The organism is Candidatus Desulfosporosinus nitrosoreducens (assembly GCF_030954495.1).
GTDB classification, from domain to species: Bacteria; Bacillota; Desulfitobacteriia; order Desulfitobacteriales; family Desulfitobacteriaceae; genus Desulfosporosinus; species Desulfosporosinus nitrosoreducens.
Map to the genome: position 1 here is coordinate 21098 of NZ_JAVHUW010000043.1, position 14557 is coordinate 35654.

The window sequence follows — 14557 nt, forward strand, 5'->3', positions numbered from 1 at the left end:
GTTATCCTTGCTGTAAAAAATATTAGTTGTACCTGAAAGGACACTTATTCATGAGTATTAACGAGTTCAGGGAGAGAATGTACACTCGTTGGGGAATAGAAAGCCTTCCTTCACACCTTGAAAGTCTTTATGGAATTAGAATCGCCCAAGCGACGAAACTCGATTTAGGAATCTTTCGCATCGACCGGCATGATGGACCAAGCTGGTTAGCACGGCTGTTCCCTAAAGCCATGCCACTAGAGCAAATTCAGGGCGATGCGGAGATTCTTAGTTACTTAGAACAGCATAATTACCCCGCCGAACGATGCGCTCTGCCCGATTCAGTCTTCATGCACGAAGAACAACCAGTCCTGATAACTGATTTTGTCGCTGGGACTAAGCCGAAAGGCAGCGCTAAAGCCTTTTATTTTGCCGGTATTTTGCTTGGCCGCCTACACACGTTACCCCTAGCTTCAGGTGCTATGTCACGAAAAGGTGGGGCTTGGCACCATTTAGCCGTTCAGGGAGGTCCACGAGAAGAAATCGAGGCCGCACAATCATTTGTCCTCAGCTCAGAGCAAAATGTGTCAATTGAAGAGCGCTCACACTATGAAACATTACTAAACGAACTCAGGCAGCTTGATGATCTCCATGATATGCCGCAAGCCCTTATCCATCCGGACTTCGTCCCTTCAAACATGATCAAAGTGGAGGTTGGGAATTGGGCAGTTATCGACTGGTCCGGAGCTGGACGGGGGCCACGCATCTTTTCTCTTGGGTTTCTTCTCTGGGCTGCCGGCTTACGAGGGGATCTGCAATGCGTCGATGCCGTCGTCACTGGTTACCGTAAATATATCAATCTTGATATTGACGAATTAAAACGGCTCGCGAAGGCGATAGGTTTTCGACCTCTCATCTGGGATTGCTGGGCGTTCAGCATGGGCCGAAAGACACTCATTGAAGCGGCGCAGGGAGTATCGCTGACGCGAGAGATCACGAAGGCGATAACTGACCGTTCAATGCAGGCATTTAAGAACTTCACTTAAAACAAAAGGCGTTGACAAGAATAGTTTCATCTTCTTAGTCAACGCCTTAACCCCATCAGGACATTAGATCTTGTTTTCTTCTCTTAAATTCCTCAACATCAATCTCGCCTTTCGCATATCTGGTGCGAAGAATTTCCAGCGCATTGTCTGTTTGTCTTGTGAGACCGTGAGCGTGGCAGCTATCCCTATGGCCACGGAATATTCTTACGATGACTACAATTATTACGACCCATAATATTAAATGTATAGCCATGCTAAGTAGCCCCAGTCCCATAAGACCACCGCTCAGAAGTCCAAATCCAGCCATGTCGATTCCTCCTTAAAATTCTTGAGTTCATAATGAACTATACTCCTAGTGCAGCGCTTATTGATGTGAAAGGTATGAACAAATTGTTAAAGAATTAATAAGGTTAGGCAATGAACAAACGACAAAAGCAAGGTTGCACCGGGGTTGAATGATCACTTTATTTCCGGCCTTATAAAAGCGCTCCGCAAGCGCTAAGTCCACCTGTTATTAAGACTGTCTTCCCATTTGCTCTTATAATGATTACCTCCTTAAATGTTATATATTATATTATTTTTAATCTTCGTAAAGACAGACCTGTGCTATTACCGTTTTAATTATACACCGATTTTCCAGCGTAAGGATGGCTGATCTGCTAGTCTTTCTGGAAGATGGTAAATCGTCAACTTACGAAGATGATTATGTATTAGTCTTTGAATAATATACAGACCGGATTTTTATTATGATATAATGATCGTACATATTATTTTAATGGGGGGAGTTACAGTATGAAAAAAGTAGTCGCTTTTATAGGAAGTCCAAGAAAAAACGGCAACACGGCCACCCTTGTGCGGGAAGTTATTCAGGGAGCGCAAGAGGCCGGTGCCGAAACAACTGTATTTAACCTTTATGATATGAATATCAAGCCCTGCCAAGGCTGCTTGGTTTGTCGCAAGACAGGACAGTGCGTCATGCAAGACGATTTCCAGAACATGTTTAAACATATTGTTGATGCCGATGTTGTGGTTTTCGGCTCGCCCATATATCTTTGGCAGGTTACAGCTCAAACGAAACTGTTATGGGATAGACTCTGCGGCTTGTTCGATGAAAACCACAAGCCCAGGTATGCTGCTAAAAACCTGATCATGGTATATTCTCAAGGAAATCCAACCGCACAGGCTTTTCAGACATCCTTTCAAACCACTGAAGCTATGTTTAAGATGTTTGGCTTAAATGTAGTGAATACTATTTTACAAACGGGCGGCAATGCCCCCAATGCAGCAGCTAATAATAAAGAACTTTTAGCAAAAGCTTATGAAGCAGGAAAGGCAATCTAGCCAAGAGAGCGACAACATTAACCACAATCCGCCGGAGACCTAGTGTACCGTTTCATTTATTTAGCTTTGATTAATTAAAGTACTTAGAGTTAATTTACTGCTAGCTGGAATTGAGTATTGGTTCAGTTTATACTATTATTAATGCTAAATATTTGAAGGCATTTGTGAGGTGAAACAATTGGATAAGTTTGTAGATATTGTTTCTGAACGAAAAATTCAAGAAGCTATTGAACGTGGTAAACTAAAAAACCTTCCTGGAGAGGGTAAACCTGTAACGATTGAGAATTTATATTTTTTGCCTCCTGAATTTAAATTTGCATATACCGTTTTAAAAAATGGAGGTTATCTTAACCTAAATGAAGCTGATGAACCTAAAGTTTCTTTAAACAGCAACGCAAGAGATTTGTTAAATGAGCAATCATCTAATTCTACAATTGTTGACACTGATGGAAACCGGTCAAACGTGAAACCTGTTAATATGACTGAATATGCCAAAGAAAAAGCTCTAAGTTATAGTATTATGAGAGATTACAGACGTGGAAGATATTAAGTGCTCTTATAGAAAGGTGTAACCCCTATCAATTCAGGGTTACACCTTTTTAAAATGCTTCATGCAAAGGCAGCTGCACAACCGAACTACAGCCTGCAACCATGGGCGCAGTCATATCATCATAGGTTCCGTTCTCAAATTGAAAGAGCGTGATCAAGCCCGAGAGCTGGTCGGGCTTGGCCAGAAAAATTACCAGCTTAGGCGTTTCATCCTGTTTGGCTGTTCAAGAGGTCTGAAGAACACCCTCTGCAGTGCTCCCTTTAACGTTCCAAAAACACTGATCTCAGCGGGCAATAAAGAGGCCGGATTCCTTAGTCACATAGATATGCCCTTCACTTTCGATCAGACGATCCAAATAATCTTTAAAGCTGCTGATGCGTTCCGGGGTCATAAACGCTGCCAGGCGCGGACTGCCCGACGACATGAGGTAATCGATAATCGGCTGCGCTTCGGTCACCTCAAGATGATCCGCATACTTCTCCAGCTGAATATGCTCAAAAAAGCCGCTCAGCTGCCCGTAGCCGTTCTCCAAACCAAATTTGCCGGCAACGGTTTCCCCCGGAGAAGGCGGCAGGTTGAAAAAGTTGCGGAACAATTCACGGATCTCGCGGAAGTTGCCCAACCCAATGGTCGTAGCGTACAAAGTACCCCCGGGCTTGAGGACGCGGCGGATCTCCGCGAGAGCCTTTTTACGGTCAGGTACGTGGTAGAGCATATGATTAGCCACGACAATATCGAAAGCATGGTTAGCAAAAGGGATCTCCTGGGCGTCAACGACCGCAAAGTCAAAAGCCTCTGAATAATCCTTAAGTCCGGCTTTCGCCGCTTCGAGCATTCCCGCGGAAAAGTCGCTCAGAACGATCGCAGCCTCTGCCGGGAGCCGATCGGTATTTCTTAGCCAAAGGTAACCCGGGCCACAGCCGAGCTCCAGAACCCGCGCCTTGGGGGGAAATTCGATCTGATCAAAGACCCAGGCCGCAAAGTCCCTGCTGTTGGTGGAAAACCGGCTCGCAAGCCAAACGCGCCGGTTGTAATTCCCAGCGTCGGCATACTGCTCTTTCAGGTAGTTTGTTTCGTCATAGTGCATCAGTATCAACACCTCCTTCGGATAGATGGCAAATAATTTACCTAGGAAAGCAATGATTCCGGCAATCCGGAGCCAGCGGCATTATTCTCTGAAAAGCTCCCTGCAATTCCACTTGGTCGGCATCAAAATCACCGCTCAACTAATTCATGTTCTTATTCTACCATGAATTAGTTCTCTTTTTCGAGCTTACCTTATGGATTTGCTTGATCCCAGCCGGGCGCCCAGCAGAGGATAGGCCAGCCAAAAATTATTTATACAGCCAGACCTGAAAACCGATGCCATATTTTTTTATCTCCGATCGAGCGAACCGGGTCTCAGCGATCATATCTTGAAACTCTTTTTGCGAATAGGCTCCATTGCGTAAAAATGTCTTAAAGGAAAACTTGACAAAAAAGCGGTCAAATCCTTTCATGTCCGGGTAATTCTGCATTTCCTCTTCAATGTCCTCCGGCGTGTTTTCACGATTCATGTCCAGGACGAGGGCGATACCGCCGGGTTTTAAAACCCGGTACATCTCATCCAGGGCTTTTAAAGGCTTGCTGAAATTCTTAAACGCGGCGGAACAAACCACGAAATCAAATTTACCCTCGGGCAATGGCAAATCAGAAGCGTTGCCTTGTTTAAACTCTACGCTTACGCCCTCTGCTTGGGCGTTTTTCTTTTCGATGGCGACAAAATCCTCGCTCAGTTCAACGCCCGTCACGACAAACCCACGCCTAGCAAGCTCAATCGCCAGAAAACCCGGCCCGGGCGCTACTTCCAGCACCTGGGCTCCCTTTGCCGTGGCCTCACTGACGAGATCGGCGTACCTTTTCATTTCCAAAATTCTTGACCCACGGGTATTCTTGTCGTACCATTTGGCCATAAAGCCTGTTATCGGAATATCCCTCTTCTTTCTGGCATTTCTCATAAACGACATCCTGATTGCCTCCCATTCTTCTTTGCTGACAAAACTGTGCTTGTTCTTTTGAGCGCCGCTTGTTCATGTCCTGCGCTCTTTTAGATTCAGCGTTTGACTCTCACGGCTGTCTATGATAAGTTAATAGCGTCAATTCAACTAACGCTGTTAGTCCGAGTAACAGCGTTAGTATATCGCCTAACACTGTTAGTGTCAAGGCATTTTTTTGTCAAAAAATTTTAGGAGGTCATCATGGGCATCTCGAAGGAGCAAATTATACAGACTTCTATCGCCATTTTAAATAAGTCGGGACTAGAGAACCTGACGATGCGCACCCTCGCCAAGGAACTGGATATCAAAGCCGCATCCCTGTATTGGCACATAAAAAACAAGCAGGATCTTTTGGATCTGCTTGCCGAGGAAATCTGCAGGCCGATTACGATTGAGGACAGTTCGGGGGACACTGAAAAGGCTCTTTTTTCATTTTCTCAAATGTACCGGGAAGCCCTGCTCAAAGTACGCAACGCTGTCCAAGTACTTATGGAATCCACGCCCCATACGCCCCACCGGCTGGAACTGATCCAACACGGACTCAGGCTAATTCAAGCCTGGGGCGTAAGCGACGCCAACTGCCTGGCGGCAATGAATATGTTCAACAACTATGTTCTCGCCTTTGCAGACGACGAAGCGCGCTTCAGCCGTTGGGGTGTTGAAGAGACCAAAGCAGCCGTGCGCCATATGGGAATGGAGTTCCGGGACTTTGATGAGCAGTTCCGCTATGGCATCAGCGTACTGCTGGCGGGATTCCGTGCGGTTCAGTGATTCTAGTTCTATAGGTTCATTCCGCCGGATACTTCAATTCGCTGGGCGGTAATCCAGCGAGCATCTTCTGTGCAAAGAAATGCCACCACTCCTCCAATATCCTCCGGCTCTCCTACGCGTCCAAGGGCCGCAGCTGCTTTTACATTGGCATTATATTGAGCATTGTCTCTGATAATACCGCCTGCAAAATCAGTGGCAATGGGACCCGGGGCCACTGCATTTACTCTGATCCCTCTTGAACTCAGTTCCTTGGCTTGGTAGCGTGTAAGGGTTTCAATGGCTCCCTTCATCGACGCATAGGCAGAATATCCCGGCATACTGGCTTGCGCCAGCCTGCTTGACATGTTGATAACGCCTCCGCCGTCATTGAGGTAGTCTAAGGCTTTTTGGGTAAAGAAATAGACTCCCTTGAACTGGACATTCAGCAGCAGGTCAAACTGTTCTTCGGTGGTGTCTTTAAAAGGAACATTCATGCCAATACCCGCGTTGTTAATTAGATAATCAAAAGAGTCCGCGTCAAAGGTTAGTTTTAACACCTTGGCCAACTGCTCAAAGAAGGAAGCGAAAGACCGTACATCACCTATATCTAATTGTAAAGCAGCCGCCTTGCCACCGCTTTTTTTGATTTCTTCCACCACCTGTGAAGCCTCTTCTTTTTTAGTGTGGTAGGTGATAATTACATCCAAACCCTTCAGGGCAAGTTTAAGGGCTATATTCTTGCCCAAGCCACGGCTTCCTCCGGTTACTAAAGCTATTTTGTTCTTCATAGCATATCCTCTCCTCTGAAATAATTAATTCATACTGGATTAAGAGACAAAAGACACACGCACCTTCCCGGCAGATTAGATAGTGCATTGACCGGTGTGAACGCTTACGTTATGGACAGTAATTATTCTAGCGAAAACCATTCGATACTTTTCTGCCTCATCACCAATACGATCCAAGAACTTATTCAGTGTTTTACATATAAAGCAAGTTAACCTAACTGATCGTGGCCTGACCAATATTTTCAGGCAGACACAGTACCTCAATGGCCGGGAAGATCATCAAGATACCAAGAAAGACAAAACCTAATTCATAGGCGGCGGTAATTGAGAAAAAAATCTGCAGTAAACTCACAACCACCGTAATCAGTGATATTCCCATTCCTTGAGCTAAGGTTGACATGACAGCGTTCAGGGTATTGGCACTGTTCCGGTATTGAGGATCTATTTCAGAAAAACTCAATCCACTATAAGCGGTTAAGGCCAAAGAACGCCCTACACCTGAGACGAAAGCCAGAAACATGATCCACACAGGCCAAGTATTAATTTTAATGAAGGCTAAAGCAATCGATGAAATAAAGACCAGACTAAATGACGACAACAGCGCACCGCGATAGCCCAGCTTACTAATAAGTGTATTGGTAAAAGGTTTGATTCCAATATTGCCGATAAAAATAAAGATCACAAAACTCCCGGCTTTTACCGCGGACCAATGAAAAACCGTTTGCAAAAAAATAGTTAGTACATAGGGCAACGCTCCGACACACAGCCACAAAGCAGAACCGCTTGTCTGGCAAATTCTAAAAGAAGTTATTTTTAAAGAATCAAGGGAAAACAAGGGAGCGGCTGAGTTTTTCAAGTGCTTGAAGACAATAAAACCTAAGATTACTCCTAAAACGATTAAACCTAAGGCACTAAGCCAATAATCTCTGCCATGAGTTGCCAGCTCTGCTCCAACTAAAATGATACCGGAGGCAAAGGCAATTTCTACAAACCCTAAAAGATCAAAAGCCGCTGTTTTATTTATTGGGTCGGCAGCGATTAATTTTACACCGATTAAGGCGATAACTAGGCCTATGGGCAAATTAATCAGGAAAATCCACTGCCAGCTCCAATAAGTAACAATAAAACCGCCAACCACCGGTGCTATTGCGGGGGCTATCAAGGCCGGCCAGATCAGATAACTAAACATTTTCAACAACTGTGAAGCCGGCGTCTTTTCTAAGACAATCAGTCTTGCCGTCGGTGTCATCAAGGCGCCGGAAATTCCCTGGACAATTCTCATGAGCAAAAGGAAGAAAAAGTTAGGGGCTAAGGCGTTGCCTAGGGAGCTGAAGGTAAAGAGGAGAACGGCAATAATCCAAATTCTCTTTTTGCCAAACCGATTAGCCATCCAGCCGCTCAAGGGGATAAAAACGGCAACTGTGATTAAATACACACTAACGAGCAACGCAATAGTTGCCGAACCCGTATGAAAATATTGAGCCATTTTAGGCAGTGCGGTGGTTACAATAGTTCCGTCCAAAATCTCCATAAAGAGACTGGCAGCCATCAACAAGGCTATTTTTATTTCTTTTGTCACTCTCAACACCATTCTTTAGTTAGTTCCTGTTTAAATTTCACAATCCACTCAATGGTGATATTGGCTTGCTGCAGCCGTAATTCAAACTTCTTGTTGGCATACCAGTGATCTTTGGAATCTTCTTGCGCTAACTTTTTCAGGGCATCTTGCGTATCTTTGATGATGTCTTTTTGCTCCTGATAGAATTGATCTAATAATTGTAGTTGTTCATTGAGATCAAGATGCTGCATCACGTCAAGCTTTATTAAATAGATATCGGCATTGTGAGCACCGTTGGGAACAGGCATTTGCATCAGTTCAAAAAACCGCTCCTTACCTTTTTCTGTGATCGTCACGACTTTCTTGTTTTTCCCTTCCGTTCCTGCGTTAGTGATTTCTACAAGGCCCTCTTGTTCTAATCTTTCCAGCAGGGGATAAATCACGCCATAACTGACTTTGCGATGACGGCCTAAAGAGACTTGCAAGGCATTGCTCAGATCATAACCGGTTTGAGGTTCTTCCATTAGTTCACCTAAAATAAAAAGTTCATTCATCACTTTAGTTCACTCCATGCATCTAAAAGATATATCTAAAAGATGTATTTAATATATATCTTTTAGATATGAAATGCAAGTTGTTTGCAGAAAAAATTTAAGGACAAAAAGCAAAATTCCCCCAAGCCTTTAGGTTGAGGGAACATAAAAAATATTTAATTTTTGCCTAAAATCCTTAAATCTTTGGATATTAGCTTATTCTCTACATCCATGCAAGAGACTCCACGTGCCTGGAGTAGACAATAATGTCCCCTATTAGTTCCTTGGCGGTCATACTTTTTTGTTTTACGCTTTACCATCTTTTTGTTATGAAAGCATCCGGATTTTTGTCTGAATGCACCTTTTATACTTCTTATATTAAATTACGATATTCTCTTCTAGCATCCACGATGGCATATATAATAATTAACTCAGCATCTTCGTTTATCTTATAAAACACAAGATGTCTATCAACAATTATTACTCTATACCCTTGCTTTTTTAAAGTCGAATATCTAGGAATACTTCCTGACTCTGGAAAATCCTGAAGACGATTGATTGCAGTTTCAATCTTATCCAAATAGCCTAGGGCAATATCAACATCACCTGAATCATCTGCAATATAAAAAATGATTTCACGAAGCTGTTCCTCTGCTTTATCCGTTCGTAAGATTTTATACTTCATCCATTCTTCCTTTCCAGTAAAGAAGCCCGAAGATTATCAAACGAATCCTGAATTGGCGCTACCCTTCCATGTTTCACATCATCTTCCGCTTCCGCAAGTGTTCTGAGTAGTTCCAGTTCAGATTTCATCTGATAGTAATCTTGCAATCCAAGAACTGCCGTATCTCCTCGTCCATTTACAGTAATAATCACTGCATCCCTTGATTCTCTGCACTGCCTGGAAATTTCACTATAATGATTCCTTAAATCTGCTGATGGTCTGATTGCTTCCACGGTATCACCGCTTTCTGATATTTTTAATAGTCATATTATATCTTAAAACGACTATACCTTCAATCAATTAATCCCGCTCGTATAATTTGCTAATATATTCTTATTCAAAATAATCTTGTTCATTTATTTCTTCTTCAGCGGTACGACTGTCTCTGTATGTGTTGTGACAATAAAATGATATTAATACGCGAAATAATTTATTTTGCGTATTAATATACCCCTCTAATTTATTCTAGCAACAGTTCATACTTTAATTTTCAACCTTTATACTTCCTCAACTAAGGCTTATATAGACCATAAAAAGTGGTTTTTAAACATATGTTTTCAAAACTAAATATCTATAAATTTATTTTTATAACTCTTTGCACATGCCTAATGCTCTTAATGGACCGAGTAACGACATTCTGGCAAGTATCAGTGCCATTTCATCGGGGGTTTCTTTCATGCCTTTTTCAAGCCAATGTTGAATAACACCTAAGTCTGCCGAAAGTATATATGGTCTAAAATATTCTTCTGGAATTACTGCCCGGTCTACGTTAAAACTTTTAGACTTTTGTTTTTCAAACAAGTTGGTTTCAATAAACTTTTTTATTTTTCTATCAAAAGTAGGGTCACCTTTGGGACCTAAAATAGATTTAATAATTACTGAGTTTTCTCTAAAATATTCAAAAAGCTTTACCATAAATGGAAGAGGTTCATTTGTGGTGTCTATGTTCATCATGTTGACTGAATCAAGGTGCTTAGTCTCTTCTTCAATTTCCTGTATGATTTCATCTTCAATCTTCTCTAACAAGTCATACTTGTCAACATAGTGCAGATAGAAGGTCCCTCTGTTTATATCCGCCCTTTGAGTTAAGTCGGTAACTGATATATTGATAAATCCTTTCTCGTCTATTAACTCTGCTAAGGCAGACCTAATCATCTTCTTAGTACGTATTGTTCTTCTATCATTAGATATTTTTTTCATGAATTATTTCCTCATTCTCTATAGATTTTTAATTTTAATTAACAATTTTCTAGTAAATGTTTATTACTTAACAATTTAAACATTGTTGTTTATTGCATGAAGCAATATAAATATTATAATATACATATAGATTATTAATCAACAACGTGTTTATAAAAAATGTAATGGAGGATAAAAATGAACAATTTAGATAAGAACAATGTTAATGAAGTTTTGGATATGCTGTTGAGAACTCGAAGGTCCGTAAGAAATTTTACAAAAGAAGTACCCTCAAAAGAGCTAGTTGAAGAAGTAATTGAAGCCGGAAGACTTGCACCTTATGCAATACTTGCAGTAGCAAAACAAACAGATTTCAGACATTTTTTTGTTATTTCCAATAACAGTTTACAAATGGATAAAATAAAAACTATTCTAGGTGATGTTATTAAAAGTGAAATATCAGCCCATGAGAAAGAGGCGAAGAACAACATTACTCTGCAATCCTTCATTACCTCCTTAAAGATGCAAGTTGAAAAAGGAGCACTTGGTGTAGGGACAGCACCTTATCTTCTTATTGTGGCAGAACGTCATGGAATACCGCCCATAGAACAAAAGTCATTATCTCATGTGATGCAGAATATGTGGCTTAAAGCAACTGCTTTAGGATTAGGTTTTGAACTTGTTAGTGCAATAGGAAGATTAAGTGATAATAAAGATTTCTGCGATATTTTAGGAGTGCCAACAAGGGAATATGGATTTGATGCTTGCGCAATTGGTTTCCCTACAACATCTGTAACCAGAGAAGGCAGAGCCGTTCCTTATCCATCGATAAAATGGATATAATAAAAATTCTAATAGGGCGTAGTCCCAGCATCAGCATCACGTATAGAAAGTAAATGGTAATTAGCAGTATAAAATGATATCTAAGCCTATAAGTCATGCCTTATAGGCTTAGAATAAGGAGTAGCTGAAATTATGTTTGAAAACATTAGTAAAACACAGAGTGATGCACTTGAAGATATTCTAAAAGCTCGTCGTTCAGTAAGAGCATTCAGTAACATTCCACCGGATAAAAAGGCTATTGAGCAAATAATTCGAGCTGGCTTAATTGCTCCGTTTGCTTCTGTCCCTGCTAAGGGAAAGACAGATTTTCGAAAGATAATTGTAATTCCTGCCGGCTCTAGTGCAATGACAAAGATTGAAACTATAATTAAGGCTGCCTTTCCAAAGCACTTTGCCGAAATGAAAGAAAAGAATGCTATGGCATCTTCTTTTATGAAAAAACTTGAGTCAGGTGATATTACGCATCTATTTGGTAATGCACCTTACTTAATAATTGCAGCAGAACGGAGGGGAAAGGGATTTCCTTTCACTTATGAAACTGAACAGTCAATAAGTTTAAGTTATTGTATGTATAATATGTGGTTGAAGGCAACTTCACTTAAAATCGGATTCAAACTGGCATCAATTTTTGTACATTTAAAATTAGGAAACAATAGAGAATTTTGCGAGCTATTAGGAATTCAATGCGGTGAATACGCCATTGATGCGTGTGCTGTTGGATATCCCGATGACAACTATAAACTGCCTCAAGTAAATTATCCGGACTATGAGTCGAACACTACATGGTTATAAATTTACAATATAGATGTTATTATAATTATAAGCGTAATATTTAACCAGGAAAGCAATAATTCTGAAAAAACACACCCCCTTTGGATACAATGAAGAAGAAAAAATCAAATCGCATCAGGACGATATGTTCCCCAATACAAAAGCCATTGAATGTCATCAATACACCCAATGGCTCAAGCTATTGATATAGCTATGTTTTATCGTCTTTTTAGCCGTTTTTTGCCCGTTCCAATCGTTCCCATCGAAAATTGGCTATTATTCTATAAAGTACTTTCTAAAATTTCCGAAATATCCAAAGCCCTTAAGGTCTCCCCTACTTCACGTGAAGCTATGCCGTCAACTATCATAGTTAAACAGAAAGGACAAGCTGTACCAACATAATCTGTCTTAGCCGCGATTGCTTCGTCTGTGCGCATAACGTTAATACGTTCCCCTTCATGTTCTTCAAGCCACATTCGACCGCCGCCGGCACCACAACAGAAACTCTTTTCACCGGTGTGGGCCATTTCTTTTATCTCTAAACCAACAGTTTTAAGCAATTCACGCGGTTGCTCATAGATCTGATTATAGCGTCCTAAATAACAAGAATCATGATAGGTGATTGATTTGCCGGAAATATTGTTAAGCTTTAGTTTTCCTGTTTTTACAAGTTCAAGCAAGAATGTCGAATGATGAAGGACTTCGAAATTCCCACCCAATTGAGGGTATTCATTTTTAAGGATATTGAAGCAGTGCGGACATTGAGTAATGATTTTCTTGACGCCATATCCCTTCATTACTTCTATGTTCTCTGAGGCTAAAGTATAGAACAAATATTCATTTCCTAATTTACGTGCTGAGTCACCGCAGCATTTTTCGGCGTTACCTAAGATTGCGAAATGCACACCAGCCGTTTTTAAGAGTTTTACTAAGGCAGCAGATACTTTTTGATTACGCGCATCAAAAGCACCCGAACAGCCAGGCCAGTATAAGTATTCCGCACTAGGATCTTCTTCAAAGGTTTTAACCCCTAATCCCGTTAAGTAGTCGGCACGGGTAGTCCAACCTATACCCCAAGGATTCCCGTTATTTTCCATATTCCTAAAGGCTAATTGAGCCTCTGCCGGGAATCTGGTTTCCATCAGAACTAAATTGCGTCTCATATCAATTGTTTTATCAACATGTTCAACAAAAACCGGACATTGCTGTTCGCAAGAGCGACAGGTAGTACAAGACCATAAATCTTCTTCAGGAATGACTTCCCCTATTAGAGAACGTACCGGTAATTCAACAGCCTCTTCTGCTGCGGCAGTTTCAGCTGCCGCTGTTTGTTTGGTCAAAGCTAATTTCTGCGAGGCTTTAACGGCTGTTCCCACTTCTTCCATTAAAACGCGCATATCTTGAATGATCTTTTTGGGATTTAAATGCTTTCCGCTTAAATAAGCCGGACAGTTATCCTGACAGCGTCCACAACGTAAACAAGCATCCGTATTAAACAGGGTTTTCCAGCTAAATTCACGTAGTTGACTTTTCCCAAAGGTTTCAATACTTTCATCTTCAAAGTCTATTAGTTCAGGAATGCCGATGGGACCTCTTTTACGGAAAAACATATTTAAAGGACCTAATATTACGTGAAATAGCTTCGAATAAGGGAAATACGCTATGAAAGTCATTGCCAGGAGGAGATGGAACCACCATAAAAATCTATGTAAGGAGAGTAACTGAGCTTGATTAAGTGATGCTTTAAGAGGGACAGATATCCATTGCCCTATAAATCCCCATCCGGCCCAAGGATCTGGTGTTGCCGCGATACGGGCTCCTTCAATGACAAAACCGGTGAGAAGTATGGCAAATATTAAACCTAACATAATAGCATCATCTGTTTTATTATCTAAGCGGTCAGGTCTTTGGATATAACGTCTATAGGCCGCAACAATGATACCCAAGATAGCCAGCAAGCCAAAAAAATTAGCCGTCAGCTTTATAAAGAGGTAAAGCCAGCCATGAAATATTTGTAAACCAAAATCTGCTTGAAGTGTAATAGTTGCTGTTGCAAAAGCTAAAAATACAAATCCCCAAAAGATAGAAAAGTGCATAATGCCCGGATAAGCATCTTTAAGGATTCGCTTGTGCCCGAATCCATAGACAATAATGTCTTTTATGCCTTGCCATACGTCTTGCCAGCGATTCTCAGGCTGACCTAATTTCCAAAGTGACAATCTTTTGTACACACCGTAAACGAAAAAAATAAGTGCAATGATGAAAAATAAATAGAGCCAATGCTCTCCTTCAATGTTCCAATACACTTGACGTGTGGCCATGCTCATCTCTCCTTATTTGTTCTGCGCAGCATCTGAACAGGCACTACGCAGAACAAAATTTATGCTTTAGTATTTTTCTATATTTGTCTTGCTTGAAGATATAACTTGCTGTTGAGTTCAACTTTCTTCTTATTAAAT

Annotated in this window: 16 protein-coding genes and 1 pseudogene; 6 read left to right on the top strand and 11 right to left on the bottom strand. The window is 41.3% G+C overall.

The features are described 5' to 3' along the window. The first annotated feature begins 50 nt into the window (after window positions 1–50). Window positions 51–1025 carry a phosphotransferase enzyme family protein gene (locus REC12_RS07930; protein WP_308893396.1) on the top strand — a complete coding sequence of 325 codons (975 nt, stop codon included), beginning with the start codon at window positions 51–53 and terminating at the stop codon, window positions 1023–1025. A 55-nt stretch (window positions 1026–1080) separates the two neighbouring features. Here REC12_RS07930 and REC12_RS07935 read toward each other — a convergent pair whose 3' ends face one another. Next, window positions 1081–1332, bottom strand: coding sequence for an SHOCT domain-containing protein (locus REC12_RS07935; protein WP_308893397.1), 252 nt, complete (start codon window positions 1330–1332; stop codon window positions 1081–1083). Window positions 1333–1817: 485 nt separating this feature from the next. Between REC12_RS07935 and REC12_RS07940 the strand changes: the two genes are divergently transcribed. Together REC12_RS07940 and REC12_RS07945 are read left to right on the top strand one after the other, a co-directional pair. Beyond that, entirely contained in the window at window positions 1818–2366 is a 549-nt protein-coding gene (locus REC12_RS07940; protein WP_308893399.1) for a flavodoxin family protein, read from the top strand. A 169-nt stretch (window positions 2367–2535) separates the two neighbouring features. Next, complete coding sequence (locus REC12_RS07945; RefSeq protein ID WP_308893401.1) at window positions 2536–2916, top strand: DnaJ family domain-containing protein; 381 nt, start codon at window positions 2536–2538, stop codon at window positions 2914–2916. 49 nt (window positions 2917–2965) lie between these two features. Here REC12_RS07945 and REC12_RS26460 read toward each other — a convergent pair. The 3 genes and pseudogenes from REC12_RS26460 to REC12_RS07955 form a co-directional block, all read right to left on the bottom strand. After that, a pseudogene (locus REC12_RS26460) lies at window positions 2966–3118 on the bottom strand (DUF169 domain-containing protein); the annotation flags it as partial. 81 nt (window positions 3119–3199) lie between these two features. Beyond that, on the bottom strand, window positions 3200–4003 hold the full coding sequence (locus tag REC12_RS07950) for a class I SAM-dependent methyltransferase (protein ID WP_308893574.1): 804 nt from the start codon (window positions 4001–4003) through the stop codon (window positions 3200–3202). A gap of 247 nt (window positions 4004–4250) precedes the next feature. Beyond that, window positions 4251–4922, bottom strand: a complete 672-nt coding sequence (locus REC12_RS07955; RefSeq protein WP_308893402.1) for a class I SAM-dependent methyltransferase — start codon at window positions 4920–4922, stop codon at window positions 4251–4253. A 231-nt stretch (window positions 4923–5153) separates the two neighbouring features. On the opposite strand from REC12_RS07955, the gene REC12_RS07960 reads away from it, so the two are divergent. Further along, window positions 5154–5723, top strand: coding sequence for a TetR/AcrR family transcriptional regulator C-terminal domain-containing protein (locus tag REC12_RS07960; protein ID WP_308893403.1), 570 nt, complete (start codon window positions 5154–5156; stop codon window positions 5721–5723). 8 nt (window positions 5724–5731) lie between these two features. Here the strand turns inward: REC12_RS07960 and REC12_RS07965 are convergent, their stop codons facing one another. The 6 genes from REC12_RS07965 to REC12_RS07990 all read right to left on the bottom strand — a co-directional run bounded on the left by REC12_RS07965 (window position 5732) and on the right by REC12_RS07990 (window position 10505). Beyond that, the gene (locus REC12_RS07965; protein WP_308893404.1) at window positions 5732–6490 is read right to left on the bottom strand and encodes an SDR family oxidoreductase; all 759 of its coding nucleotides are present in this window, start codon (window positions 6488–6490) and stop codon (window positions 5732–5734) included. 214 nt (window positions 6491–6704) lie between these two features. Further along, entirely contained in the window at window positions 6705–8069 is a 1365-nt protein-coding gene (locus tag REC12_RS07970; RefSeq protein ID WP_308893406.1) for an MFS transporter, read from the bottom strand. A gap of 2 nt (window positions 8070–8071) precedes the next feature. Continuing rightward, entirely contained in the window at window positions 8072–8602 is a 531-nt protein-coding gene (locus tag REC12_RS07975) for a PadR family transcriptional regulator (RefSeq protein ID WP_308893575.1), read from the bottom strand. A gap of 352 nt (window positions 8603–8954) precedes the next feature. Further along, the gene (locus REC12_RS07980) at window positions 8955–9266 is read right to left on the bottom strand and encodes a type II toxin-antitoxin system RelE/ParE family toxin (protein ID WP_308893407.1); all 312 of its coding nucleotides are present in this window, start codon (window positions 9264–9266) and stop codon (window positions 8955–8957) included. After that, on the bottom strand, window positions 9263–9538 hold the full coding sequence (locus tag REC12_RS07985; RefSeq protein ID WP_308893408.1) for a type II toxin-antitoxin system Phd/YefM family antitoxin: 276 nt from the start codon (window positions 9536–9538) through the stop codon (window positions 9263–9265). The genes REC12_RS07980 and REC12_RS07985 overlap by 4 nt, the downstream gene beginning before the upstream one ends. A gap of 352 nt (window positions 9539–9890) precedes the next feature. Beyond that, the gene (locus tag REC12_RS07990; protein WP_308893409.1) at window positions 9891–10505 is read right to left on the bottom strand and encodes a TetR/AcrR family transcriptional regulator; all 615 of its coding nucleotides are present in this window, start codon (window positions 10503–10505) and stop codon (window positions 9891–9893) included. Between the two features lie 177 nt (window positions 10506–10682). Between REC12_RS07990 and REC12_RS07995 the strand changes: the two genes are divergently transcribed. Together REC12_RS07995 and REC12_RS08000 are read left to right on the top strand one after the other, a co-directional pair. Then, the gene (locus REC12_RS07995; RefSeq protein ID WP_308893410.1) at window positions 10683–11327 is read left to right on the top strand and encodes a nitroreductase family protein; all 645 of its coding nucleotides are present in this window, start codon (window positions 10683–10685) and stop codon (window positions 11325–11327) included. Between the two features lie 132 nt (window positions 11328–11459). Next, window positions 11460–12119, top strand: a complete 660-nt coding sequence (locus tag REC12_RS08000; RefSeq protein WP_308893412.1) for a nitroreductase family protein — start codon at window positions 11460–11462, stop codon at window positions 12117–12119. Window positions 12120–12379: 260 nt separating this feature from the next. Here the strand turns inward: REC12_RS08000 and REC12_RS08005 are convergent, their stop codons facing one another. Next, on the bottom strand, window positions 12380–14419 hold the full coding sequence (locus tag REC12_RS08005) for a heterodisulfide reductase-related iron-sulfur binding cluster (RefSeq protein WP_308893414.1): 2040 nt from the start codon (window positions 14417–14419) through the stop codon (window positions 12380–12382). Between the last annotated feature and the right edge of the window lie 138 nt (window positions 14420–14557).